This window comes from Staphylococcus sp. OJ82 (genome assembly GCF_000294465.1).
GTDB classification, from domain to species: domain Bacteria; phylum Bacillota; class Bacilli; order Staphylococcales; family Staphylococcaceae; genus Staphylococcus; species Staphylococcus equorum.
Genome location: NZ_ALPU01000001.1, coordinates 38125 through 64239 on the forward strand (window position 1 = coordinate 38125; position 26115 = coordinate 64239).

Annotated in this window: 33 protein-coding genes and 1 pseudogene; 10 read left to right on the forward strand and 24 right to left on the reverse strand. The window is 33.3% G+C overall.

Annotated elements, in window-relative coordinates; genetic code table 11:
• The first annotated feature begins 226 nt into the window (after window positions 1–226).
• Window positions 227–475 (forward strand): hypothetical protein, encoded by a 249-nt coding sequence (locus SOJ_RS00160; protein ID WP_002506014.1) that lies wholly within the window; start codon window positions 227–229, stop codon window positions 473–475.
• Window positions 476–860: 385 nt separating this feature from the next.
• Here the strand turns inward: SOJ_RS00160 and SOJ_RS00165 are convergent, their stop codons facing one another.
• Window positions 861–1682: a LysR family transcriptional regulator gene (locus SOJ_RS00165; RefSeq protein ID WP_002506015.1), complete on the reverse strand. Its 822-nt coding sequence runs from the start codon at window positions 1680–1682 to the stop codon at window positions 861–863.
• A gap of 114 nt (window positions 1683–1796) precedes the next feature.
• Between SOJ_RS00165 and SOJ_RS00170 the strand changes: the two genes are divergently transcribed.
• Window positions 1797–2960 (forward strand): MFS transporter, encoded by a 1164-nt coding sequence (locus SOJ_RS00170; RefSeq protein WP_002506016.1) that lies wholly within the window; start codon window positions 1797–1799, stop codon window positions 2958–2960.
• Window positions 2961–3076: 116 nt separating this feature from the next.
• Here SOJ_RS00170 and cspD read toward each other — a convergent pair whose 3' ends face one another.
• From cspD to SOJ_RS00190, 4 genes are all read right to left on the reverse strand, one after another.
• The gene (gene cspD, locus SOJ_RS00175; protein ID WP_002506017.1) at window positions 3077–3277 is read right to left on the reverse strand and encodes a cold-shock protein CspD; all 201 of its coding nucleotides are present in this window, start codon (window positions 3275–3277) and stop codon (window positions 3077–3079) included.
• Between the two features lie 369 nt (window positions 3278–3646).
• Window positions 3647–3805, reverse strand: coding sequence for a hypothetical protein (locus tag SOJ_RS14510; protein WP_002506018.1), 159 nt, complete (start codon window positions 3803–3805; stop codon window positions 3647–3649).
• Between the two features lie 70 nt (window positions 3806–3875).
• Entirely contained in the window at window positions 3876–4259 is a 384-nt protein-coding gene (locus SOJ_RS00180) for a phosphate-starvation-inducible PsiE family protein (RefSeq protein ID WP_230456613.1), read from the reverse strand.
• Window positions 4260–4625: 366 nt separating this feature from the next.
• The gene (locus SOJ_RS00190) at window positions 4626–4820 is read right to left on the reverse strand and encodes a hypothetical protein (protein ID WP_002506021.1); all 195 of its coding nucleotides are present in this window, start codon (window positions 4818–4820) and stop codon (window positions 4626–4628) included.
• Between the two features lie 144 nt (window positions 4821–4964).
• Between SOJ_RS00190 and SOJ_RS00195 the strand changes: the two genes are divergently transcribed.
• The 5 genes and pseudogenes from SOJ_RS00195 to SOJ_RS14850 form a co-directional block, all read left to right on the forward strand.
• The gene (locus tag SOJ_RS00195) at window positions 4965–5303 is read left to right on the forward strand and encodes a hypothetical protein (protein ID WP_002512022.1); all 339 of its coding nucleotides are present in this window, start codon (window positions 4965–4967) and stop codon (window positions 5301–5303) included.
• Window positions 5304–5344: 41 nt separating this feature from the next.
• Entirely contained in the window at window positions 5345–5515 is a 171-nt protein-coding gene (locus tag SOJ_RS14515; RefSeq protein WP_002506023.1) for a hypothetical protein, read from the forward strand.
• Window positions 5516–5600: 85 nt separating this feature from the next.
• Window positions 5601–5804 (forward strand): hypothetical protein, encoded by a 204-nt coding sequence (locus SOJ_RS00200; RefSeq protein WP_002506024.1) that lies wholly within the window; start codon window positions 5601–5603, stop codon window positions 5802–5804.
• A gap of 27 nt (window positions 5805–5831) precedes the next feature.
• Complete coding sequence (locus SOJ_RS00205) at window positions 5832–6080, forward strand: hypothetical protein (protein ID WP_002512021.1); 249 nt, start codon at window positions 5832–5834, stop codon at window positions 6078–6080.
• A gap of 241 nt (window positions 6081–6321) precedes the next feature.
• A pseudogene (locus tag SOJ_RS14850) lies at window positions 6322–6485 on the forward strand (halocin C8 precursor-like protein); the annotation flags it as partial.
• A 169-nt stretch (window positions 6486–6654) separates the two neighbouring features.
• On the opposite strand, the gene SOJ_RS14625 reads toward SOJ_RS14850, so the two are convergent.
• The 15 genes from SOJ_RS14625 to SOJ_RS00285 form a co-directional block, all read right to left on the reverse strand.
• Window positions 6655–6969, reverse strand: coding sequence for an EamA family transporter (locus tag SOJ_RS14625; protein ID WP_317134727.1), 315 nt, complete (start codon window positions 6967–6969; stop codon window positions 6655–6657).
• A gap of 525 nt (window positions 6970–7494) precedes the next feature.
• Window positions 7495–7797 carry a hypothetical protein gene (locus SOJ_RS00215; protein WP_002506028.1) on the reverse strand — a complete coding sequence of 101 codons (303 nt, stop codon included), beginning with the start codon at window positions 7795–7797 and terminating at the stop codon, window positions 7495–7497.
• Window positions 7798–7970: 173 nt separating this feature from the next.
• The gene (locus SOJ_RS00220; protein ID WP_002506029.1) at window positions 7971–8324 is read right to left on the reverse strand and encodes a hypothetical protein; all 354 of its coding nucleotides are present in this window, start codon (window positions 8322–8324) and stop codon (window positions 7971–7973) included.
• 1 nt (window position 8325) lies between these two features.
• Entirely contained in the window at window positions 8326–9240 is a 915-nt protein-coding gene (locus tag SOJ_RS00225; protein ID WP_002506030.1) for an exonuclease domain-containing protein, read from the reverse strand.
• A gap of 194 nt (window positions 9241–9434) precedes the next feature.
• Window positions 9435–10673 carry an MrcB family domain-containing protein gene (locus tag SOJ_RS00230; RefSeq protein ID WP_002506031.1) on the reverse strand — a complete coding sequence of 413 codons (1239 nt, stop codon included), beginning with the start codon at window positions 10671–10673 and terminating at the stop codon, window positions 9435–9437.
• 35 nt (window positions 10674–10708) lie between these two features.
• Window positions 10709–11371: a hypothetical protein gene (locus tag SOJ_RS00235; RefSeq protein WP_002506032.1), complete on the reverse strand. Its 663-nt coding sequence runs from the start codon at window positions 11369–11371 to the stop codon at window positions 10709–10711.
• Between the two features lie 598 nt (window positions 11372–11969).
• Window positions 11970–12182 (reverse strand): hypothetical protein, encoded by a 213-nt coding sequence (locus SOJ_RS00245; protein ID WP_002506033.1) that lies wholly within the window; start codon window positions 12180–12182, stop codon window positions 11970–11972.
• 80 nt (window positions 12183–12262) lie between these two features.
• Complete coding sequence (locus tag SOJ_RS00250) at window positions 12263–12742, reverse strand: terminase small subunit (RefSeq protein ID WP_002506034.1); 480 nt, start codon at window positions 12740–12742, stop codon at window positions 12263–12265.
• A gap of 41 nt (window positions 12743–12783) precedes the next feature.
• Window positions 12784–13017: a capsid morphogenesis B protein gene (locus SOJ_RS00255; protein WP_002506035.1), complete on the reverse strand. Its 234-nt coding sequence runs from the start codon at window positions 13015–13017 to the stop codon at window positions 12784–12786.
• 50 nt (window positions 13018–13067) lie between these two features.
• A complete protein-coding gene (locus SOJ_RS00260; protein WP_002506036.1) occupies window positions 13068–13601 on the reverse strand; it encodes a hypothetical protein in 534 nt (177 codons plus the stop codon).
• Window positions 13602–13786: 185 nt separating this feature from the next.
• A complete protein-coding gene (locus SOJ_RS00265; RefSeq protein ID WP_002506037.1) occupies window positions 13787–14188 on the reverse strand; it encodes a hypothetical protein in 402 nt (133 codons plus the stop codon).
• Between the two features lie 157 nt (window positions 14189–14345).
• A complete protein-coding gene (locus SOJ_RS14060; RefSeq protein WP_002506038.1) occupies window positions 14346–15125 on the reverse strand; it encodes an NUMOD4 domain-containing protein in 780 nt (259 codons plus the stop codon).
• A 387-nt stretch (window positions 15126–15512) separates the two neighbouring features.
• Window positions 15513–16607 (reverse strand): virulence-associated E family protein, encoded by a 1095-nt coding sequence (locus tag SOJ_RS00275; protein ID WP_162129928.1) that lies wholly within the window; start codon window positions 16605–16607, stop codon window positions 15513–15515.
• A gap of 290 nt (window positions 16608–16897) precedes the next feature.
• Entirely contained in the window at window positions 16898–17737 is an 840-nt protein-coding gene (locus tag SOJ_RS14065) for a primase alpha helix C-terminal domain-containing protein (protein ID WP_002506040.1), read from the reverse strand.
• A 306-nt stretch (window positions 17738–18043) separates the two neighbouring features.
• Window positions 18044–18316 carry a hypothetical protein gene (locus SOJ_RS00285; protein ID WP_002506041.1) on the reverse strand — a complete coding sequence of 91 codons (273 nt, stop codon included), beginning with the start codon at window positions 18314–18316 and terminating at the stop codon, window positions 18044–18046.
• 160 nt (window positions 18317–18476) lie between these two features.
• On the opposite strand from SOJ_RS00285, the gene SOJ_RS14070 reads away from it, so the two are divergent.
• The 3 genes from SOJ_RS14070 to SOJ_RS00300 are packed head-to-tail and all read left to right on the forward strand — an operon-like array spanning window position 18477 to window position 20934.
• Window positions 18477–19139 (forward strand): helix-turn-helix domain-containing protein, encoded by a 663-nt coding sequence (locus SOJ_RS14070; RefSeq protein WP_002506042.1) that lies wholly within the window; start codon window positions 18477–18479, stop codon window positions 19137–19139.
• A 2-nt stretch (window positions 19140–19141) separates the two neighbouring features.
• The gene (locus tag SOJ_RS00295; RefSeq protein ID WP_002506043.1) at window positions 19142–20359 is read left to right on the forward strand and encodes a tyrosine-type recombinase/integrase; all 1218 of its coding nucleotides are present in this window, start codon (window positions 19142–19144) and stop codon (window positions 20357–20359) included.
• A complete protein-coding gene (locus SOJ_RS00300) occupies window positions 20356–20934 on the forward strand; it encodes a hypothetical protein (RefSeq protein WP_002506044.1) in 579 nt (192 codons plus the stop codon). Before SOJ_RS00295 ends, SOJ_RS00300 begins: the two co-directional genes overlap by 4 nt.
• A gap of 107 nt (window positions 20935–21041) precedes the next feature.
• Here SOJ_RS00300 and guaA read toward each other — a convergent pair whose 3' ends face one another.
• Genes guaA through xpt form a run of 4 tightly spaced genes read right to left on the reverse strand, consistent with a single transcriptional unit; the run spans window position 21042 to window position 25953 of the window.
• Complete coding sequence (gene guaA, locus SOJ_RS00305) at window positions 21042–22583, reverse strand: glutamine-hydrolyzing GMP synthase (RefSeq protein WP_002506045.1); 1542 nt, start codon at window positions 22581–22583, stop codon at window positions 21042–21044.
• A 21-nt stretch (window positions 22584–22604) separates the two neighbouring features.
• Window positions 22605–24071, reverse strand: a complete 1467-nt coding sequence (gene guaB / locus SOJ_RS00310; protein ID WP_002506046.1) for an IMP dehydrogenase — start codon at window positions 24069–24071, stop codon at window positions 22605–22607.
• Between the two features lie 35 nt (window positions 24072–24106).
• On the reverse strand, window positions 24107–25375 hold the full coding sequence (gene pbuX, locus SOJ_RS00315) for a xanthine permease PbuX (RefSeq protein ID WP_002506047.1): 1269 nt from the start codon (window positions 25373–25375) through the stop codon (window positions 24107–24109).
• Window positions 25372–25953: a xanthine phosphoribosyltransferase gene (gene xpt / locus SOJ_RS00320; protein ID WP_002506048.1), complete on the reverse strand. Its 582-nt coding sequence runs from the start codon at window positions 25951–25953 to the stop codon at window positions 25372–25374. Before xpt ends, pbuX begins: the two co-directional genes overlap by 4 nt.
• Between the last annotated feature and the right edge of the window lie 162 nt (window positions 25954–26115).

The window sequence follows — 26115 nt, forward strand, 5'->3', positions numbered from 1 at the left end:
AATTTTTATAATATCGCTAAATAATTAAAGCTATTTCCTTTTCCCCTTTTTAGCTTTAACCTATTAATCACATTACCACTAATGGCTCAAGCATTTCATTACAAAAGCGGTTGTACAATTGTTTTATCTAACTAACAAATGCAGTAATATTACAAGTCTTCATACTAGATTGTCTATAAATAAGTGTTACACTGGACGTAAATCATAACCTACTGGAGGGATTTTGATGAGTATCATTCTTACACTAATCGTAGGTGCTATTGTAGGCATCAGTTTATCGCTTTGGTTAACGAGCAACTCAATTCCCACTGTCATTGTCAGTCTGATTTCAGGTGTTTTAGGTGCATTTATAGGCACATCTTTATTAATACCATCAGGTATGTATTTCTTAATCACAGCATTTATAGGCGCATTTACGCTTACATTGCTTGTTCTATTCATCATCAATACAAGCATTGATGTTGTAAGAAACTAGGTTAATTTCCAACTACAAGTCCATATTAAACTTCAAAAAAACATTCCTTGTAATATAAATTTTTAAAAGGAATGTTTACATATAACGCATCTTAAGTTATTCGTGATAGTAAGTGCTTTTCTGTTTTTGAAATGACTTACATCTTCTAATATCAAACAAGTGCATCTTGTTTTAATTGTTTTTCAAAACCATCCTTATCCCCGTTTTTTCTGTATATGAATTTCAATTTTCTTCATATAATTTCCTTTAAAATCGTATTCACTTTACATATATGCACCAATTAAACGAAAAATAATTTGGTTCTAATTCTTATAAATTACTGGCAAATTTCCGTCGCTTTTTCTAAAAAAAGTTGTGCTGCTTTAGAAAAAGTATGGTCTTTGCGTCATACGATATTATGTTTTGCTATTAATTTCGGTTTTAGCGGTACAAAGCTAAGTTTGTTTTCAATAGAAGTATTGATAATACTATCCAAAGTGATGACATACCCTATGCCAGCTTTGACCATTAATCCAGCGTTATATGCTAAATTGAAAGTACCTACAATATTCAGTGCTTCAAAACTACTACCAAACCAATCTGCAAATTCATTTTTAGAAATCGTTGTATCTAAAACTTGTCTGGAACAAATTAACGGTTTCGTTAATAAATCCTCCTTAGTTACAAAAGTTTGCTGTGCTAAGGTACTATCACTTTTAGCTACTACCCCCCAATGATCTAATGACGGTAAATTTAATGCTTTATACTTATTTAAGTTTGCTGGTTGAATAAATATCCCAAAATCCAACAATCCTTTATCTAACCGACTCTCAATATCTTCTGCATTACCACTATATATATGAAAATGAATACTAGGATACACTGATTGAATATTTTTAAAAACATTAGCTATTACTTGCATCCCTTTAGTTTCACCACAACCTATATAGACATTACCTTCAATGTTTTTATCAATAAATTTAAATTCATCCTGTATTTGGTGAGACATTTCTAATAATTCTTCAGCTCTCTTTTTTAGTAATAGCCCTTCATCTGTAATATAGATACTGTGGTTGCTTCTTTTAAAAAGTTTTACACCTAGTTCACTTTCCAAATCTTTAATTTGTCTAGATAAAGTTGGTTGCGTAATGTGCAATGTGTTAGCAGCACGTGTTATACTCTCTTCTTTTGCAATCGTTACAAAATAATATAGGGTTTTTAATTCCATTACATTTCTCCTCATTATGCGTTTTAAGCATATCTAATAATTACAATTAAGTATTTGTTATAACTATTTATACCCTTTACACTTTTATTATAAAAGTTCTGTAGGGGGTACATAGTGAAAAACAATAACTTAATTATACTCATTTTAACTATTGGTGTTTTTGGTATCTTAAATACTGAGATGGGTTTCATCGGATTAATACCTCAAATCGCTGAACGTTTTGGTGTTAGCACTTCAACTGCAGGTTGGCTCGTTTCCATTTTTGCTATTGGCATAGCAATATCAGGTCCAATTATGCCTTTATTATTATCTAAATTGGAAAGAAAAAAAGTGATGATTATTGTGCTTTTAATTTTTATTATTAGTAATATCATTTCAGTATTCACTACAAATTTTACTGTTTTATTAATCGCTAGAGTAATTCCAGCCATTTTCCGCCCAGTATATATCGCCTTAGCTTTTTCAGTCGCGTCTGATTCGGTCAATTCTAAAGATGCACCTAAGGGTGTAGCTCGTGTATTTATTGGTGTTTCTGCAGGCATGGTTGTAGGTGTACCTATCGTTAATTTCTTAGCAACTCAATTCAACTTGTCTATTGCTTTATCATTTTTTGCACTGGTTAATATAATCGTTTTGATTTTAACATTAATCTTTATACCTAAAATGCCAACAAAAAAATCTGTGACTTACGGCACACAACTTAGTGTATTAAAACGTCCTTTAACATGGATATCTATCCTCGTTTCTATACTATTTAATGCTGCTATATTTGGTGTTTACAGTTACTTAACCGATTACTTAAATATTGTGACAGAAGCGCCTAGTCACTATGTATCCATAATTTTATTCCTATATGGTATATCCAACATTTTAGGAAATATTATTGCGGGAAAACTATTAACTTCTATTCCACAAACAGCAATTTTTCTATTACCGTTTGCGTTAATTATTATATATGTATCAATGTTTGGATTAGGATCTTTCCTTATCCAAATGGCTATCATTTCAATCTTTTGGGGTACACTAGCCGGAATTTCCGCAAATATCACACAATACGTAATTACTTCATCTGCTCCTGATGCACCAGATCTTTCCAATGGTATATTTTTATCAGCTGTAAATTCAGGAACAACGATTGGTACATTTATTGGTGGTATATTTATCACTACACTAGGATCAAATTATGTCATTATGGTTGGTATCTTAGCCTGTGTCATTAATATCTTGTTCATCTTAATTAGAAATAAAAGTTTTAAAAAACAAGATAATATTGCATAATAAAATCCCTTAATCTAGATAGATTAAGGGATTTCGCGTTGATACTTTCATTAATCATTTTGAAATTTAAATTTAGGCATAAAAAAAGACGAGTTATACTCGTCTTTTAGCCGTTATTATAATTTAACAACGTTAGCTGCTTGAGGACCGCGGTCGCCTTCAACGATTTCGAATTCAACAGCTTGGCCTTCTTCTAATGATTTGTAGCCTTCTTGAGTGATTGCTGAGAAGTGTACGAATACGTCGTTTCCACCTTCAACCTCGATGAAACCAAAACCTTTTTCTGCATTAAACCATTTAACTGTACCGTTATTCATATTAAATTCCTCCATGTGCTTTTGCACTAATATTTGTAATCTGTCTTAAAAAATCAAAAGGAGTAAATTCAAAAGAATAAAACTACAAATCAATTTCACGAACTAAATTACTTAATACCTATTATAACGAGTTATACTCATTTTGTACACCCCTATTTCTAATTTAATTTTAATTTTTAATCTTTGATACGAATATATTGTGTTGCTCTACTCATTTTATTTACAGTTAAACCTGTGTGCACTACGTCTTTCATTAATATAATCATTAATTACATCGCCGTTTAGAACATAAATTCACTACAAAAAAACAATGAAGACGGTCTATTAGGTGTGCTCCATTGTTTCAAATGACTCTAGTTCCAGGCTATATTATACTCTTTTACGTAATTGATTCATTATTTTACTAACATATTTTGAATAATCTTTGCCAGTTTTCTTTTTAAGTGTATCGCTTATTTTATACAAGCCTTTCTCTAATTTACCGTTTTTTACATATTTACTTAATGTGCTTTTTACCTTATTTATCAATTATAAATCTCCTTTTTTTACATTCTAAATGCTTATTAGTATTTCAGTCACAAAATCTGTGTCTTAATTTTTAATCTAATGAATAGCGTTTCAATAAATGTAAGCAAAATATTAATACACCAATTGTCACTGCAAGAAGCAATGTTTCAATTGCATTATAATGCTCTACAATAATAAATCGAATCACTGCCGTAATTCCTACGTAAATAAAAAATTGTAATGAGAAATGATAATTCTTTCTGAAATATTGTATGATTAAAAGTATGAATTCGATATGCATGAAAGCAATCAACATTTTCTCTACGACATAATTATACTTCACATTTTTATTTTCTATAAAGGTATAAATCATCCCCCAACATTCTTGAAATAAAAATACGACTAAAATAACTCCTAATATTGCAATACAGAGGTTTAAACAAAAATAAAGTGCTTTAGTGAAATAATCTATCACTTTGTTCAATATTAATAAATCTCCTTAGCTTGAGAATGTCCTCGTACAAACACTTGTATGAGGACATCCATTTTAACATTTATATCATAAATTACATCATATAAAACCTTATAAATAAAATTTATAATTCAGCTAACCAACTAGAAATGTGCCCACTAACAATATTACCGAAATAATCATTGTCCAACTCAATATGGGTGCCACTTTATCAATCATTTTTTATACTCTTTATCTGGCGCATTATTTTTCTTTAAATGCCAGCACTTTGTTAATAAATACAATGCTTCTAGAAAATTAACGAGCAAGACTATAATGAAGATTGTGATGATCATAAATATATCTCCTTTTTTATAATGATATGTAAGCTTAATTATTGTGTTTTTTTCTTATGTTCATAGCTTTATAAACGAGGTAACTTGCATTTAGCATGGTAATTATTACTAATATAATTAATAATGGCATACTTAATGAAGATGAACCGAAAGCTATGATTAATACAAGAAAAATATTTATAAAACTAGAAATCATAAAACCCGTGTCTAAATCCTCTTCTTTCTTCATCAATACATCTCCTTAGTTTTTAATTCTTCAAACACTACACTAACATAATTTTTTTGCCATAAATATTTCATTGATAATATATTTAAAAGCAATACAAAATGGATTATACTTATATTGTTGATTAATTAATAAGGAGATACCATTTTGAAATTACTTTTATTCTTCATTGCTATTTTGATATTTTCATCAATTTGGACAGTGATAACAAGCAAGTATTTACCAAGTGAAGCTGTGGATAATAACAAGAACAATAGCAGATATAACAAAAGACAAAAGAAAATATTCATTGAAATCTTAGCTAGAACTTGCGTTTGGCTAGTTTATATTTTAGTACTCATACTTATATTTCGACTTTTTGGTTTTTGGGATACCAAAGGCAGCCTTTTCATGAACTATCCTGAAATTATATTTTTAGCTGCAACTTTTATATTAATTGTCGTAAATTATTTAGTTGTTAAGAAAAAATATTCTACTGGCGAGTAATAAAACAGGAATACATAATATAAAAAAGGATTGATACAATTATGAAATTCATAAATTTTACTTCAATGACAGAAAAAGGATTAAATAAAAAAGTGAATGAATTTTTAACAGAAAATCCATATATCGAGATTATTAAATTCGATTATCAAATAGGTTATAGCGGCTGTGGCGTGGGCATACTTTATAGTGACACGAAAGTTTCTAATTTATAAAAATCACCAAAAATTAAAATAGTAAGTGAGCATCTAATAGTCTTTTAAAATTTTTAGGAACCAATCAACTTAAGGGGAAATTAAAATGAGCAAGTCTCTGTTTATACACAGCACAATTAACATTGCGCTTATGATCATCCTATTTATATTGAATTTCACCAATATAGGTGGATCAATAGCTTTAATCGTATTAGCAATTGTATTTGTTTGTAATACGATATTATTACTAAGAGCAAACAGTAAACAGGTTAAGAAAGATGGCACTACTATGGATAATTATGAGAAATAATAGTACCGATTACATAGGAGGGATTTCATGAAATATAACGATTCTCAATCAAATACTAAAGATTTTAGAACGATTTTTTTAAAACCTTTTCCGGTACCTTTAATGTTTATTGTATTGGCAATATACACCATAATAACTAAAGATAATATAGCTTATATAGTTACATCTATAATCGCATTAATATTTTTCACATCATTGTTAACGTTAGATATTAATGCTTACATGAATTATAAAAGACGAAACAAGCAGAATAAACGGAATGGAAAATATGTATGAATTTGGGTAAATATAAATATGATTATAACTATTTACTCATGTCTACACCACTTTTAGTAGTATCACTATTTGTACCATCAGTATTTGTTGCCTTTTTCATATGTATATTTTGTGGATTTGAGAAAAAGAATAAGAATGATTAATGATGGTATTTTCGTTGATGAAGACAAATCGGGTACTATGATTAATACAAGAAAACTGTTTATAAAACATAATGGGAACCAGTTCGTTAATTTATAAGGAAATTGAAGCTGACTCTTATAAAAATTTCCACACAAAGAACGAGTTTTGTGTGGATGGACAGTAGGAGTACTTTGTGGAACTGGTAGCTCCGTCATGGCAACAATATGTGGCTTAATTACTTCTTTAGGTTGTATAGGTGCGACAAACTATATTTATAGATGAACGAAATGAGGTTTTAGTATGGCGATGTTTATCATGATATTCCTATTTGTATACTCTATAGTCATAACGCTACTGTATTTTAAAAATCAAAAATAAATTAAAACACTCTTCCTTTAAAAGGGCGACACTAATAACAGTCGCCCTTTTGTTGCTTTTGGAATTATCTAAATCAAGCAATCTCTTTTTTCTCTAATGCTAAATATGCACCAAAACAAGCGAGAACTATGCCCACAATTAGGTTTAAACTGATTTGAGTCTCTCCCATAAGGATACTTCTGCCTCCTCCTATTGCTGGAAACATCGCAACCATATCCCCACTTTCAGAGGCCCCAATATTACTGATCAATTTTAAATAGAATAGCCACGCTAAAAATGAAGATAATATAGCTAAGTATAGTAATCCGAACCAAAAATTCGGCTCTTGTGGCAACGTATATGAATAGCTTTTAAACCCAGTATAAATAACTAAAATAGAACTGCCGATAACATACCTATAGTATTTGCTAAAACAGGATTAGTATTATTATTATATAAAGATAATACATCTCCAATAGATGTGATTATAGTACCTATTAAAGCCATTACTATGCCTATTATAAACTCACTTGTAAGTTGGTTTAAGTCTGGGAATAGAATTACCACCACACTTATTAAACCAATAACCCCACCTAAATATATTCTGTTAGCTATTTTACTTTTAAATACTAGACTTATAAATATAGGCGTCAATTTAAAATATATATACATAAACATTTCTAGTATTTTTGTTTCATCCCTGTTTATTAAAATTATCTATCTCGGAAAATTACAACCCCCCCCCTTAAGCCTATGCCTAAGGGGGTGCATCATTCTATATATTATTCCCACTCAATCCTAAATGTCATTTTACGAACAATGTGTCATGCTCAAAACAGCTCTATAATAGTACTTATAGACTGTTAATTGTATTATGCTGATTGGTGGTTATGCCCTATTCTTTATTATCTCGCCCTATTTTTGCCCTGATATTTTAAAATATAAATTCTTTTTTACATTCTAAACCGCTATCCTTTAAAAATTGCTCATATTCGTCTTTACTAGACAATATATATCTATTATCGTCCTTAAAACTAATTTTATATCTTACATATGTTGCATTGTTAAAATCTTCTTCAATTTTTTCAATCTCAATTTCACTAATTGTATCATTATCTAAATTATTAAAATCAATATTTCGGGTTTCGTTTTCACTACCGTTTATATTACCTAAACAATCAATTAAATGTCGTTTTATTAGTTTTTCTTTCGTTTTTTTTAATGATAATTTAATCATTTATCCCCACCTCCTTTCTTTATTTATCATCTTACATATTAAGTCAACCAAAGTAGTTTTTATTTTTAATTTTCAGTTTTTTATTTCAAATTTGTCAATACATTTTCCATTGAGTTCTTTTGATTACTTAGTCCAGTGTTACCATAACAATCGACCTTTCATTTTTAATTTTATTAGTTATTCATTTCATTATCTTTAGCTTGTACGTCAATATATATTATGTATTTTTCAACATTATATTTTTCAACTATGTTTTTAGAATATGGAACCTCTTTACGTGCTTTTACATATTCAAAAAATTCTAGTTCCTTATCTGTTGGATCCTCTATAGCTACTACATCTTTATGTCTTACAATACGTCCAACGATTTCAGAATACATAAAATTGCCAGTTTTCCCTTTAGTCTTTTTATTAATATGTACATATATAGATAGCAGTAAACTTTGACCATAAATACAATCATCATTACCTTTTGATTCTTTTTCATCAACTAAAAAAACATGTTTTTTTGTTATAACCTTTTTCATATTACTCCCCACTCTCCATTTCTTGATAAAATTCCAGTTCACTTAGTATTTGAATAGGTAATCTCTTCTTAGCATTTGCCTTTGCTTTTTTAATCTTGCTAGATTCTTTATATCCCGTAGCTTTTTCTAAATTTTCTAAATTACCTATAACTAAGTAATTTACATCTTTCGTAACTCTGTCCACCCAATTCGCTCCAATATTCGTAACAACTTGGGCAACCTCTTTTCTAGTGTATTTTTGAAGCTTTCCAGTAAAACAAATCTTTTTATCAAAAAAGATATTATCTTCTTGAGGTATAATATTATTATAGTCTAATTCTATTTTAGTTGCTTTTGAGTTTTGTTGTTTAACAAAGCCATTTTTATTTAGTTTTCCTATTTTAAAATTATGAGTATCACAAAATAATTCGATGGATTCTAACTCGTTATTTTGAATAAAATAGGTAATAATATCTGCACTCGCTTTAGCATCTTCTAAAGCATTGTGATGGTCAAATGGGGTTAAACCAAATTGATATACTAAATCATTTAAACGATAACTTGCTAAACCCGTTCTTAATTCCTCGCTAATACGCTGTGAACAGAAATAATTATTTGTCCAAATTGGCAAATTATATTTAGTCATACAATCAGCTATAGCATACATATCAAAACGTGTTGAGTGTGCAACAAGATTATATCCATTAGTAAAAGTTGTAATATCATCATAAATATTTTCGTAAGTTGGGCTATCCACTACATCTTCTTCATCAATTCCATGGATCATAACATTAAACCCATCAAAATAAGTTTCTGGATTCACTAAAGTATAATATGTCTCTATAATTTCATTCCCCTTTACCTTAACCATCCCTAATGCACATATAGAACTCCTATCAGCATTTGCTGTTTCTAAATCAATAGCTACGAAATCCATAATATCTCCCCCAGTCCTAAATGTCATTTCATGAAAAATGTGTCACGCTTAAAACAGCTCTATAATAGTACTTGTAGACTGTTAATTTAATTATGCAGTTTGGTGGGTCTGCCCTATCCTTTATTATCTCGCCCTATTTCTGCCCTTAAAACAAATTCTTAAAAGAATATAAATGAGCCATGTATAAATACAAACTATTTAACTCCTAAAATTTTATAACTAATTGGTTCTACCTCAAACAATGTTTCTAATATTTCATCAATTGAATCGAAAGAGTTAGTGTCTTTATACGGGTCAATAAAATAAGCTTTAGGTGTAGTTTTTATATCATATAATCTCATAATTAAGATCTTACCTGGATTGTCTTTAATAGCCCATAATTCATTTAAAGATAAAAAGAATGGTTCTTTTATATTTGTAGAGGTTGTTGCTTTTACTTCAATAAATTTTTCATCGATTTTTATTAAATCGTTAGGATCAAACGCTACTATATCATAACCATAACCATGTCCTTTTTTACTTACTTGGCATAAGACAGATTCAAATCGTTTTTTCTCAGTTGAGCTTAAGACAGAGTTATCAATAAGATCTTGAAAATATTGTATAGCTATCTTTTCACCTTTATCTCCTGTTAATACTTTTTCTTTTAAAGCCAATTTTAAATCTTTATCCTTAATACGTCGAGAAGTTGTACTAGTTTTTCTATTATGAGAAAAACTTGGTGCGTTTACTATATCAACAGTTTTCTTTGTATTAATCTCTTTTACATCGGTTTCGAATGTATAATCTTCTATTGTTCTCAACATTTCTAAATAATAATCTCTAGAAACTTTAGATGTTAATACTTTATACAATCTTATAAATTCTTTTAAATCATCTTCTATAACGCTATTGGCTATTTCTTCAAAAGAATAATATTTATAATAGATTGAACCAAGAGCATATCCTAACGCATTCTTCGTCAAACTATTATTTCGTTTATCATCTTCATAATATTTAAACACACCTTGATCTAAGTTTGTATCAAGTTTCTCCGATAAACGTTTAGATAATGAAATTGCTAATTCACTTGGGCTATAGTCACTATATCCTTTTGCACTGTTTACAATAGCTTTCCAACCTTGATTTAATGTAAGATAAACCCCTTCTCCTTCAGGATGAAAAAGAAATACAATGTCAAATCCTTCTTGGGTAGTTGTTGAAATTTCAGGATCGATAATAGCAACCCAAGGCACTTCTGCATACTGACCCATTCCAATGCTACCCCAGACTTTAAATTGTGAAACAGAGAAAGTGTTTTTAATATGGTCAGGCAGTTCTTTATTCACCAGATTTAAATATCTTTCTTTTAAGTCAACATCACCTTTCATTTTCAACTTTTCATTCCATATTTTTTTCTTTATTTCTAATATTTCATTAATTATTTGTTTCAAATCAAACCCCCCTCAAATAATTTGAGATTTATGTATTATTCAACTAAACTTCTACTAGATTTTTTTAATACTTCAATTAATCTATCATAGCTATAATATAACCTATTCGTAATAGTTTGTAAGTCGGGTGAAAATTCATTTTCTGCAGAAATATCCTGATAAATACGCTCTGTATTTGAAAGATTTTCACTAAGATCAATTGCTTCATTTAACCAACTTATTTTATCTGTTACTTTTTCCAACGATTGTAAATTCAAATTCACGTGATTGTTATTTATATTTTCTTTCAAAACATTCACATAATTTTCCAATTCTTTTTTTACATCCTTATCAATAATGCATTCAATCCTTTTTTCGATTACCTTTGCCTTTTTATTCTTAGATTTTAGTACTTTATAAGTAAAAGGCAACACAATTAAATATTCATCCATATCGCCAGCTTGTTGAACTGTATGCGTCAATGAATTAGCGTAACTTTCCATATTTTTCCGTTCTTCCTTTGTAAGTAAATCAATCATATTTAAAGTTTTGATATTCTTATTCTGTTCTTCCAATTTAAACTTGTAATTTGTCCATATAACATTAGCAAATGTAAACAAAAAAGCTATTGCTGTAACTATTGCAGACACTAATTCAATGCCATGTTCATAAAGCCAAGACCAAAAGAAAAATAGTATATGTATTATACCGTTAACCACTTCAACAACTCCTATATGTATTGGTTATATTCATTTAGAATAATTTCTAAAAATCTTCCCAACTCTGCACAGGGGATGGCGTTATCCATGTACTTAAAAGATGAAGAATAAAGGCAACAATTGTACAAACAATTATAATTTTTATCCACTTTTTGAAATTTTGTACAAATTTATAATGTGAATGGGTAAAGATATCAAATTTACTATACAGAAGTACATATACTAGTAGTAAAGCGAATATACCAATTGCAACCCACATTCCTATATCTCCTATTAAGTTGATGAAATTCCCTATTTTTGTCCTTAAGTTATCAAACATTATACTCCCCCTTTTATACTTTAATTAATATAATGATAATATAAATTTTAAAAAAACACTAATCACTCGTGCACTAACTTTTTTCATTGAAACACAGACGCTCTCTCAGCATACAAAAACACCCTTATAAGCTCATAATCCTATAAGGGTATTGCAATGGGGTGTTACCTCGGAACCAAAACTATATTAAAACCAGACACTTATTCTGCGCCCTGCTTTTTGAGGTTAATGACAAGGTGTTGCTTCCTATTCCAGTCATTAAATATAAACCTCAATATTCTATTTTAGTAAGGCAACTGTTTTCACTGGTGCCTGTTCATCAAACACACGTCTATCTTGATCAGTGAATAAATCATAATATACATGCTTTAAGTGTTTAATACTTTTTGCTATGAAACGAGTTGTCTCGGGTTGTAATGCAACTATAAGCACATCTCTATTAATGCCTCTTATACTTGCCCTTGTTTCAAAATCTGTTAAATCTATTTTCATCTGTGTAACCGCCTTTTATTGTGTATATTGTAATCTCTTGCAGTGATCCTATCCTTAAAATTTCGGCAAGGTTTAACCTTTTAATCTCCTATTGTTAAGTTGACGGGTCTAGGCTCGTCCTCATCTTCCCACTCGCCTATGTTAATCTCTATTGTTTTGCGTTCATCGGATTGCACTTTATCCGTCCACATAACGTGGCGTTTACCTAACAGCTCATAGGCTCTAACTGAGTCTTTCACTTGTGTCGGTGTCTCTACTGTCTGAGGTTTCTTCTCTGTCATGCCTTGCTCGCTGTGTTCAACTATCACAACGTTATAATCAGGCTCCTCACGTCTAGCAATGCGTGTGAGTCCCTCAAGTATCTCTTGCTGGTCTGCGATAGCATTTGTTTTAATCTCTGCCATACGCTCTTGAATGTACGCTTGCACGTCAGGATTTTTAAGCAAACCACTACTGTATTTAATAGCTGATTGTTTTGCATATCCTGCCGTTAAGGCTGATTGTCGAGCATTGCCTGTTTTGATGTATTCATCTGCAAACTTTTGTTGTCGTTTGTTCATTGCTGCACCTCCTTACTGTAATGGACTTTTATTTCCATATTCTATGATTTTATAACTCGTGCATTTCTAGCCATTTTTATGATTGATTGTTGCTGCTCTTGCTTAGTTTCTTGCTTGTTCTCTCTAGCCTCTTTGTTTTTAAGTTTAGCGACCTCAGTCATATTCTGTTTGAAATCTTCATTTACTGCCTCAATTAGTGCCTGTTTATCTTCTGCACTTAGCTTTAATACCTTAGCTGCTTTCTCTGTGCTTTCTATCGAGTAATTAAATTCCATTATTTAACGCCCTTTCTGATTTTATTATCTACTTGGTTGATAAAAGGTAACTATGTGTTTCTTCTTAAACTACTTGTTTGATGTCTGAAATGGCCTCCCAGCTCAGCTTTTGCCTCTTTATTTTCACTGATGCGCTCACTCTCGTACAAGTCCACGAAATCTTGAAACTCGTCTCTGTATTCCCCGTTAAGCTCTTTAATCCTGTTTTCGATAGCGTTGTACTGCTCAATGACTGGCTGTAATTCCTCCAACAATGCTGTAAGGTCACTTTGGTAAAGATTAGGTAGCTCTTTTTGATTCTTCAATAGCTCAACAGTTTTCTTTAACTTAAGCTCTTCGTATACGTCAACCTTTGTAGCAATACGCTTGTTCAAGGCACTCAGGCTCTTTTTGCTGTCCTCTATACTGTGATATAGCTTATCGGCTTTCTTGTCCTCGCTTGCGCTTATATGCTCTTTGTATTGCTGCTCATTGGCTTTGATTGAATTACTCAACTCATTGGCCTCAGCCTTTAAGACTTTTAATTGTGTCTGTTGATTATCAAGAAATTCATAATATTCATCAAATAAATGTCCTGTTTTCATCGTTTCAGCCTCCTGCGGTTAATATCTTTCTGCTTTTGTGCCTCTGCTTGCTCTAAATCTTTTATAAGTTTATTCAGGTATTCCACTATTGCCTCAGCTCCTATATAGTGCGTTTTGCTGTTAGGTTTTCACTGCTCAACATTTGAGGCATGAAATCTGCACAAATCGGCGCTCTATTCATGCCCCTACTTATTCCGTATACCGAACACTAAAGTACTAAATTCATCTATAAGCCTGTCAGGACGATACTCGCCAAACGTCTTGAAGTATTGCATAATCTCTTTTTGTGATTGTTTATCAAAACGGCTTAATGCATATCTGCAAGCTCTCAATTTATGCAATGCTTTAATTTTAAAGGTAGTCATATCTTCTTTAAGTTGAATAACATCAAACGCAAGATTTTCAACTGATACACTCTCATACATAGTGTTTGTGCCATCGTTCGTAAGTCGTGGTAAGCCTCGAGTGTATGAGCTTTCTATGTACATTTGCATATCTTCAATCTTCTCTGACACATAGTAAGGGTTATATTGTGTTAGTAATTCATAATCTGAGTAATATTGCTTATAAGGTGTTTGCGTCCACATAATAGCTTACCTCTATTCTGTATCTTTATACATAATTATACCATATTTTAACCGTTTGTGCGGGCTAAACGGCTTAAATTTGCATAAATAACCTAAATTTTATACAAAAACAGACCAATCACTTAGTTGACTGGCCTGAATTGATAATTATACTACATTATATCTTTTCATAATCCTCGAGATACCACCATTCGCAATTTTTATGATGACTTCGCCCACCTGCTATATTTGAGGCTATAGCGTCTTTGTCATACCCTTGATTAACAGCAACACGCTTTGATTCAAAATAAAGTTCTTCACCTGTTATGATATGTTTTGCAATTAGAGGCTTATTTTTACTTTTCGTTAATCCTGATTGCACCCTTTCACCATTAACCTTATAACCCTTTTCATCACAAAGCTCTAAATTATCAGCCTTAACGTTTGATAAATCACCATCAATAAAATTAACTAACGGCTTATCTGGGTTGCGTCCTATGAAAGCAGCAACGACTAAATCAGATGTATAATGCTTTACAGGCTTGCCATTCTTAATAAAAGTTACAATATTATTTCCTCCACCGCCTCGACCTAATAGCCTCGGCTCATTTACGCCATCTAAACGCATCACACGGCCTAAATTTGAAACTCGATACAAATTATCATAACCTTTAATATCTTCCCAAATTTCAGCGTCTAGTTCCTGCTGAGTGTACGCTGCTAGGTGTGAGCGGCGTCTTGTTTTTCCTGCTTCTCTGTAGTCGTCTTTAAGCTCGTTTAAATTGAAATTCGCGTATATCGCAATACGGATTAATGTATCAGAATACAAACGCTTTTTCTTACCTTTAATGAACATATTTAATGTGTCAGTTGATACTCCTATCTTTTTAGATAAACGTCTGTAACTCAGTTGTTCCTGCTCCATTTTTTCCTCTAATGCTATAATCAATCTTTCCATATCGTAACGCCTCCGATTTATTTTAGTTGTATTTAGGTTAATGGCTCACCACCTTACAGGCTTAATGCCTATAAGGTAGATTGCCTCACAGACACAAAGTTGTGTGTGTCAGTGTGTTAGCCTCTCGCCAGTACGGCCACAAGGGGTTACATCTCATTAACACACTGACACAGATTGGTCTGCAAAAGTTTGTAGAATACATTCACCCCCTATACGCCCTTGCCGCTATTACTACTACGTTATATAACAAATAATCTTCTAATAATCTGTGTCAACTGTGTCAATAAGGCTTAAAGGCTACAGCCACAAGGTATTAACGTAACACACTTTATGACACACTTTGATTTCTATCTGTGCATCTGTTCCATACACTTGTGACCTTTTGACCTAATCCAATTTAATGGTGTAACCTCTTTGCCTCCCAATACCTCGGCCAAACTGTACAGCGTTTGAGTCTTTACTGCAAATGTCTAATTGGTCTAACGCTTGATTGATTTTGCGGGTTTCGTATTGTTTAGGCGTTGAGTTGAGATTGGCCATCATGACTCTATATATCTCAAGCGCGCAAGTTCTATCACGCTTATACGGTTTATTTTTCTTGAGCGTCTCGCTGAATAGTTCTGTGTACAACATTTCTCTTTTATTGTATACGTCTAAATCCCAATATTTCTCTGTAATAGGTCTATTTAGAAAATCTTCAATCTCACCTACTAGCGGGTCATCTTCCGTGTGGCTTTCCTGCGTCTGTGCAGCTACTTTTTCCGCTTCCGCATCTAGTTTCATGCCCTCGTCCTGCTTATAATAGTGATAGGCTTCTGCCCATATCTGCTGAACGACTTCATCGTTCAATTCATCACTAAATAGACTTTTAATTCTCTTAGATGCATCGACTGCAACTGGTAGAAAGCGTCTATTGCCTGTAGTGTCTTTCAAGAAATCATACTTGTTGGTAGTGCCTATAAACACACAATGTCTAGGCGATTCTATATTTTGTCTTGCGTATGGAGGTCTGAAATCATCAACCCTAGTTGCTAAAAACTTTTTAGTTTGCTCTATTACAGTTTTATTCATTGCAGATAATTCAGCGATTTCTACAATCCATGCTTTTTGGAGGCCAACCTTAGCATCTTTTCCCTCAAAAGAATCAATATCATCTTTAAACCACTTACCAATGGCCAACCTATCCGCAATGTATGACTTGCCTGCACCTTGCTTGCCGTATAGTACGGGCATTTCATCGAATTTTATTCCCGCTTCATATATACGCGTAACGCCTGCAATAAGCCATTTTCTTGTCACTTGTCTTATATAGTGACTGTCCTCAGCACCTAGATAATCTATAAATACAGATTCAACACGTTCTACACCGTCCCAGTCTTTACTTTCAATGAATGTCTTGACTGGGTGATATGCGTTTTTCCTAGATTCACGGGTTACAATCTCGGCCAAATCTTCCTTATTAAATTTGAGGCCGTATTCCATAGAGAAGTAAGCTCTCAGCTCGCTGTCATCATCATCAGTCCACTGCTGAGACGTTTCATCTTCAAAACGCCAATTAGGCAGTCGGAACACCTCTATCCTTTGTGTGAATGAGTTACGTGCCACCATTTCTTTAATGTCAGGGTCATTAGCGAATATGATGCGTGCGTTCGTGTAGTTCTTTAGTATATTGCCGTTCTCATTTCGCTCAAGTTGCTTTTGCCACGACTTAGCTTCACTCAGGTACGCCAATACATCTTTGTTTTCTGTCTTTGTCATTGTTTGAAATGCTCCTATCGTTGTATATTATGGTGCTTGTTAAAAATGCTTAAAAATGTTTTGTTTAGATCCTCTCCATCAAGTGGCGGGTTATTAGCTTCATTCCAATGTAATACAAGCTGATAAGCTAGCTCATCAGGCACCCGACAACGTAACAATTTACCTGTAAGTGAAGCTGCTGCTGAATTGCGCTCGCCCTCACCGACACCTGCGCCTAAATCAACCCAATAGTCATCACTACGGCGTTCATATAGCAACTTTTCAGGCTCCTTGTCTTTACCATCGATAATACGTTCTAAAATGTCATCTACGCTTAAGAATGGCGCCTCATTGGCTTTAAATATGAACTCACTATCTTCCGTTTTCCTGATTGGTAGATTCATCAACTGCGACGGACTGCCTGAGTTGGTATCGTACTTAACGCCAATTTGTTCAGCAATCAACATGACTGCTTTAGGGTACAGCTTAGGGTTCTTTAAATCCTCAGATAATGGTATAACTAATCTAAATCTAGGCTTATCAGCTGTATGGTTATAAGTGGAATATAATATCCACGCAAACTCGCCCGCTTTCGCTTCAAGGTTATCTATGAAGTCAAAATCACCGCTTAAATCATCATAATCAATCGTAATGGCTGACTTGTATAAAACATTTGCATCATTTCTGTGCTTCCTAACACCGTTCATGTCTGCCATATCACCATAGACTGCTAGGCCTTTTCTGTATTTTTCAGTGCTAACTGTCGGTCTATTCAGCAATCTTTTCAACTGCTCCCAGTCAGCGTTAGCTTCTTTTTTAAAACTTTTTGCGTCTAAACTTCTATATATTAATAAATGGAATTTTCTATCGTCCATATCGTATACGCTCCTGTTCATTTGTGATAAAATAGGAGTTCAAGCAGTTATAAAATACTGCCTGTCGTCCGAATAGTTTTGCTCAAGTCTGCAATGCTCGCCAAAGCTAAATTTGCAGGCTTTTTTATTTTGCCCATTTTACCTCGCCTCCAATTTAAATTTAATATCAATTAATACTGCTATTGCCGATACACATAAATACACAGCGAACGCTGCAAACACATCTTGGAGCTTCCAGCCTATCAGCGTTGAAAGACTAATATTACATATAACTAGTAATCCAAATAACATGATCTGCCAAACCTCCTATAAGCTATTTTGCTCACGCTCTTTCAGGTAATCTACGAATTTCTGAATATCCACTACTTTCAATGTCTCAGTCACATATATATATAAATCTTCAACATTAGTGTCCGAATCCGCTTCATATTCAAGCAATACACGTCTGACTGTGCTGAAACTTATACCCATCACTTCTGATAGTGCTGTCGGTCTTGCATACAAGGGTTTAAATGTCACATTCTCACGCTCGTTCACTGTGTTTGCTATGTTCGGTGCAGTTAATACGGGTCTAGCCATAATAAAATTCCTCCTAATATAAATTATATTAGAATGAAAAGAATATTTTTTTATTCCTTTGATTCTATATACACCTTACACCCCTAGTTATGAACTGTCAAGAATAATTATATAGTTTTTTTATTCTTTTTATGTTAAGGTGATTTCAAGAGGTGATACTATGAAAAATGATGTACTTAAAAGCCAAATAGGCGGCTACCTGAAAGGCGTTAGGAAAAACAAAGGTATAACTGCTAATCAATTAGGCGATAAGATACAATATTCGCAAAGTCATATCAGTGGTGTTGAAAACGCTAGAAAGACCATGCCAACTTTTAAATTTATAGAAGATTATTTAACCGGCATTTCAGAAAGCAATACGGAATACAATACGTATGTAAAACAATTGAATGAAATAACTGATGGTGCTATAAACCTAGGTACAATAGAAATAGATGATTATAGTGATGAAAATTTATCAGGATTGGCGCACAACCTAAGTTGGAAAGATGGACAGGGTGTTGAACACAAGGAATATTTCTATAAACCTATCAATGATTTAGATTTCCATTTAAAAGATATAAGCAACTCAAAGCTATTCGGTTTTAATGTACTAGAGATGCAAGATAGAACATTAATTCACAGCTTTATTGAAGATTACCTGAATGAAAAGCATCGGGTGCAACTTGTATTAATCGATGAATTTATTAAACGGTTAGATGGTATAGATGAAAATGATTCTGCAAAGGATATAAAAGAAATAAGAAATCATTACTCGCAAATATGGGATAAATTAATTGATGATACTTTAAACGTCAAGGCACATTGGGGGAAAGATGATTAATAATGTGGAATGTAGAAGAGAAAAACAAGAAAGGCGCTACGGTCTACCGCTTCTATGAGAAGTATAAAGACCCGTACAGCGATAAATGGAAACGTGTAAGCGTGACGATGCATCGTAATGGCAAACAATCACAAAAGGAAGCACAGAAGCGATTAAACAAGAAGATTAAAGCTAAAATAGAAGATAAGACACCTAATACATTAAAAGCGTTAACTTTTCACGCTGCATGTGATGAATGGCTAGAACGCTATAAGCAGGTGTCAGGATCTAAACAGTCAACAATAAAAACGAAGGAATACAAAATCCAACACATCAAACGCAACATCGACTCAGATATATTAGTTAAGAATATGAATACTGATATTGTACAAACTCTAGTGAACAATGCGTTAAAGGATAATTTAAGCCAAAAAGTTGTGAAAGATGCAATTAGCATAATCAGAAATATAATGAAATATGTACAACAGTATTATAATTTAAGCGATATTAGTTATTTGGATAATGTGGTAATACCTAAAAAGGCTGTGAGCCGTGAAGAAGTTAAGGCTAAGAGGGAAAACTATTTAGAAATGAATGAAATTAATGCTATTGTTCATGACTTAAACCATATAGCCACAACTAAACGCGCAAGCTATATGAAACGCTCATACATCATTACCGCGTTTATCATGGAATTTCAGGCACTTAATGGTATGCGCATTGGTGAATTATTAGCAATACAGCCAGATAATATAGACTTTGATAACAAGACTTTAAATATTGATGGTACAATACATTGGCGCAAAGAAGATAAGGCTGTAGGCTTTAAAGATACTACTAAAACTGAATCATCATATAGAACTATTTCGCTTACTGCAAGAAGCTGCGATATCTTGCGTAAGGTCATGTTGGATAATAAGAAAATGAGCCAATGGGAAACTGAGTATCAAGATAGAGGGTTTATATTCACTAACCAAAAAGGCAATCCGCTATCATTAAGTACCATTAATCATAGTATACAATCATCAGCAAAAAATGTAGGTATCAATAAGCACATTACAAGCCACACCATGCGTCATAGCCACATATCACTATTAAGTCAATTAGGCGTATCGCTCAAAACTATAATGGAGCGTGTAGGGCATACAGACCATAAGACAACACTGCAAATATACTCACATGTGACTGAGCAAATGGATAAAGATATGATGAACAAATTAGAAAGAGTTGATGCTTTATGATAGATTTTTTAAGCAGGAAAAGCTATTCATTTATTTCTACTTTGCTAATAGCGACAATAGGGTATTTTTTCTTAGGTACACAAATAATCTATTTAATCGATAAGGGTAATGATAATTTATTAAATACTTCACTCATAGCTTTTCAAATATTATTCATCTTCCTTTTAGATGGAATTTACCAATACTCTATCTATTCATATAATTCTAAGAACCCTGATAATAAAGCATCAAGTGATTTTATCAATTTAGAATCTAGTGAAATCAAAGTAATGTCTGGATTTTATGCAATGGTTATTTGCCTAATAACTTATTTAAATCAAATAAATCTTTGGGAAACTCAAGGATTTAAACAAAAATGTATAATAACACTGTTCATATTATTTTGGGCCGCATACGTTTGGGTATTTAATAGCAGAAGTGCTTTTTATAATGCATTAAAAAAAGACCCTCTTTTATTTTTTGACGATAAACAAGACATAAAAAACATTACACGGAATCTATTTATCAGGGCATTTATAATATTTCCAATTACATTAGTACTAATAGTCATTTCGTACAAATTATTGGGGATTTAATAGTCAACTTTTAACACACTTGCCCTTTTTCCGCCCTATTTTTAATTCCAAATACACAAAAACACCCCCTTAAGCTTATGCCTAAGGGGGTTAATCATTCTATACTATTATTCCCACTCGATTGTACTTGGTGGCTTAGATGTAATGTCATAGACGACGCGGTTGACGTGGTCTACTTCATTTACAATACGACTTGAAATCTTTTGTAAGACTTCCCAGTCAATGCGTGCGAAGTCACTTGTCATGCCATCAATAGAAGTTACAGCACGAATACCTACTGTGTGATCATACGTGCGGTAGTCTCCCATAACACCTACAGATTGGATGCCTGGTAACACCGTGAAGTATTGCCAAATCTCACGTTCAAGACCTTCTTCACGTACAACTTGTCTTAAAATCGCATCAGATTCACGTACAATTTCTAGTTTATCTTCTGTGATTTCTCCAAGTACACGAATACCAAGTCCAGGACCTGGGAATGGTTGTCTCCATACTAAATGTTCTGGAATTCCTAATTCGATACCTAATTCCCGTACTTCGTCTTTAAACAATGTATTGATTGGTTCGATTAATTGGAATTCCATATCTTCTGGTAATCCACCAACGTTATGGTGTGATTTAATTGTTTGTGCAGTTTTCGTACCTGATTCAATAACATCCGTATACAATGTACCTTGAGCTAGGAAGTCTACGCCTTCTAGCTTAGACGATTCGTCATCAAATACATAGATAAATTCATTACCAATGATTTTACGTTTTTGTTCTGGGTCAGATACACCTTTTAGTTTACTCATGAAACGTTCTTGTGCGTCCACACGAATAATGTTCATATTGAAACCTTCACCAAATTGTTCCATTACCATGTCGCCTTCACCTTTACGTAAAAGACCATGGTCTACGAAGATACATGTTAATTGGTCACCGATTGCTTTGTGTAGTAATACTGAAACTACTGATGAATCTACCCCACCGCTCATTGCAGAAAGGACTTTACGATCGCCAACGAGGTTGCGGATTTTTTCAATTTCAATATCGATAAAGTTTTCCATTGACCATTGGCCTGTACAATCACAGACGCGACGTACAAAGTTACGTAATAAATCATTACCAAATTCTGTATGACGTACTTCTGGGTGGAATTGTACGCCATAGATACGGCGCTCTTTATCTTCGATAGCTGCATAGCTTGTACTTGGGCTATCTGCAATAACTTCAAAACCTTCAGGAATTTCAATTACTTTGTCCGAATGACTCATCCAAACATTTTGTTCTTCTGGTAAACCAAAGAATAATTCATCAGTTTTAGCATTAATAACTGCTTTACCATATTCGCGTTCATTAGCGCGCTCAACTTTTCCACCTAATAATTTAGTTGTAAGTTGCATACCATAGCAAATACCTAAAATAGGAATACCTAAATTATATATTTCTGGATCAATTGTAAATGAATCTTCTTCGTAAACTGAATTTGGTCCACCAGAAAGGATAATACCTTTAGGGTTTAAACTTTTAATTTCATCCATACTCATTTCATGGTCGTGTAATTCACTGTACACTCCCATTTCACGAATACGACGTGTAATTAATTGGTTGTATTGGCTACCAAAGTCTAAAACAAGTATGAGCTCTTGCTCTTTCGCCATTTCCATAACTTTTAAATCTCCTTTGACTTAGAATGAATAATTTGGTGATTCTTTTGTAATTTGAACATCATGTGGGTGACTTTCTGCTAGTCCAGCAGGCCCCATACGTGTAAACTGTGCTTCTTCTCTTAGTGCTTCTAAGTTTCTTGAACCAGTATAACCCATACCAGATCTTACGCCGCCCATAAGTTGATAAATTGTATCTTGTAATGAACCTTTATAAGCAATACGGCCTTCAATACCTTCTGGAACGAATTTCTTAGGTGTTTTGTCCTCTTGGAAATAACGGTCATTGGAACCACTTTCCATAGCACCTAATGAACCCATACCTCTGTATACTTTATATTGTCTACCTTGGAATACTTCTGTTGCGCCAGGACTTTCTTCAGTACCAGCGAGTAAGCTTCCTAACATTACCGCATGTCCACCAGCAGCTAATGCTTTGATGATGTCACCAGAGAATTTAATACCGCCATCAGCAATAATTGATTTGCCTTGTCTACGTGCTTCTGTAGCACAATCATAGATAGCTGTAATTTGAGGTACACCAACACCTGCTACAACACGTGTTGTACAAATTGAACCTGGGCCAATACCTACTTTAACTACATCTGCACCTGCATCATATAACGCTTTTGTACCTGCAGTAGTAGCTACATTACCAGCGATTAATGTTACTTGTGGGAATTGCTCTTTAATATGCGCAACTTGGTCTAACACGCCTTTAGAATGGCCATGTGCTGTGTCGATTACTAACGCATCTACGCCAGCTTCAACTAATTTTTTAGCACGGATGTCTGTGTCTTTAGCGATACCAATTGCCGCACCAACTAATAATCTACCGTGTGCATCTTTAGCTGAATATGGGAATTCAAGTACTTTTTCAATATCTTTAATTGTGATTAAACCTTCTAAACGTCCTTCTTTTACTAGAGGTAGTTTTTCGATTTTATGTTTTTGTAATAATTTTTCAGCTTCATCTAATGTTGTGCCAACAGGTGCTGTAACTAGTCCATCTTTAGTCATCACATCAGAAATTTTAATTGAAAAATCTTCAATAAAACGTAAATCACGGTTTGTAATAATACCTACAAATTGTCTATCTTCTTTACTATTAACAATTGGTACGCCTGAGATACGATATTTACCCATCAATGCTTCCGCTTCAAAAACACTTTCTTCAGGTGTTAAGAAAAATGGATTTGAAATAACACCATTTTCAGAGCGTTTTACTTTTTGAACTTCGTCTGCTTGATCTTCAATGTTCATGTTTTTATGAATTACGCCAAGTCCGCCTTGTCTCGCCATTGAAATCGCCATTTTCGATTCAGTTACTGTGTCCATACCCGCTGAAATCACAGGAATATTCAATTTAATGCCTTCTGATAATTGAACACTTAAATCTACTTCTTTCGGTAAAACATCTGATTCTGCTGGTAACAACAACACATCGTCAAAAGTTAAAGATTCTTTTTCAAACTTATTTTCCCACATACTGGTATAGCCTCCTATTATTTGTTTTATAGTTATTATTTCATAACTTCCGTATTTTGTTGACTCTTTATTCCATTAAAAAAGAAATTCAAAATAATTGCTGAAATCGCGCCAAGTACAATACCATTTTGAGTTAACCATGCAAACTGCTCACCCAATGCTTCAAATGCTTGAGGTACTGCACTTATACCCGTTCCTAGCCCAACTGATACAGCAATTACTAACAAATTGTTTTGATTCTTAAAATTAATATTACCTAATATACTAACACCATATGCCATAACCATGCCAAACATAGCTATCATGGCACCACCTAATACTGGAAGTGGGATCATATTCGCCAATGCACCTAATTTAGGAATACATCCGCAAATGATCAATAATATCACCATGCCATATATCACATTGTTCTTTTTAGCACCTGATAACGATACTAACCCAACATTTTGCGAATATGCTGTATATGGGAAGGCGTTAAAAATTGACCCTAATATAATCGCAATGCCTTCTGCAGTATAGCCTTTACGGAAATCTTTACGTTCTAGTTTCTTACCTGTAATCTCACTTAATGCATGATACACACCTGTTGATTCTATCAAGCTGACTAATGCAACGATGAAAAATACAAGCGTCGCACCTAAGTCAAAGCTGAAAGTTGAAAACCTAAATGGCTGCGGTAACGCAAACCAATGCGCTGTTCCAACTTGCTTCACATCTACAATACCAAATATCGAAGCTAAAATCGTCCCTGCAACCAATCCTATTAAAATAGCAATAGATTTTAGAAAACCTGATGTAAATCGTTGAACGATCAAAATAATAATTAACGTCGCTGCACCAAGCATAATATTCGTAGCATCACCATAATCTTTTGCGTCTTCTCCACCAGCTAAATAATTCATTGCAACTGGCATAAGGTTAATCCCTATTATCGTAACTACACTACCTGTTACAACAGGTGGGAATAACTTCACTAAATGTGAAAAGAATGGTGCAATAACAACAACTAGGATACCTGATAAAAATAGTGAACCATATAAGTCACCAATACCTTTTGTCTGACCAATCAAAATCATTGGTGCAACTGCAGTGAATGTACACCCCAATACAATAGGTAATCCTGTACCAGTACCTTTCCAAACTTGTAAAAATGTAGCCACACCACACATAAAAATATCTACTGTAACTAAGAATGCAATCTCTTCTGGAGAGAAGTCTAAACTTGTTCCAACAATAATAGGAACTAAGATGGCTCCTGCATACATTGCTAATAAATGTTGTAAACTTAAGAAAAAGGTCTTCATGCTTCGTCCCCTAGAAACGTTACTTTGTTTCCACTTAAAGAAGCAACTTTACATAGTGATGAAACCGTAAGACCCGCTTGTTCTAATCGCTCTCTACCGGGTTGGAAGCTTTTCTCTACTACAATGCCAACACCGACCGTAGTCGCGTGCGCTTTTTCTACAATTTCGTTTAAACCAAGTGATGCATCGCCGTTCGCTAAAAAGTCATCTATAATTAATACGCGATCATGCTCACCTAAAAACTCATTTGAAACAATGACCGTACTTGTCGTGTTTTTTGTGAATGAATGGATATCTGCTTGATATACATCTTTCTTTAATGTACTCGGCACTGCTTTTTTCGCAAATAGACACGGTACATCAAAGTGCATTGCAGCCATGATAGCTGGTGCAATACCTGAAGCCTCTATTGTTAATATCTTAGTAATACCTTCGTCCTTAAACTGCTCATAAAACGTTTGTCCTACATCGTACATTAACCTTGCATCGATTTGATGATTTAAAAATCCGTCCACTTTCAAAATCTTCTCATCAATAACGACACCATCTGCTTCTACTTTCTGTTTCAACAAATCCACTCGAAAACCTCCTCATTTTGTGTACAAAAAAAGTCCTAAACTAACTTAGTTTCAGGATCTATGAGTGAACTTGCAATACGAGAAGAAGCCCTTCTTCAACTTTTAACTAATGTTGCCCAAATTGGTTGTTTCACATTCATTTCCCAAATTATATGTAAAAAG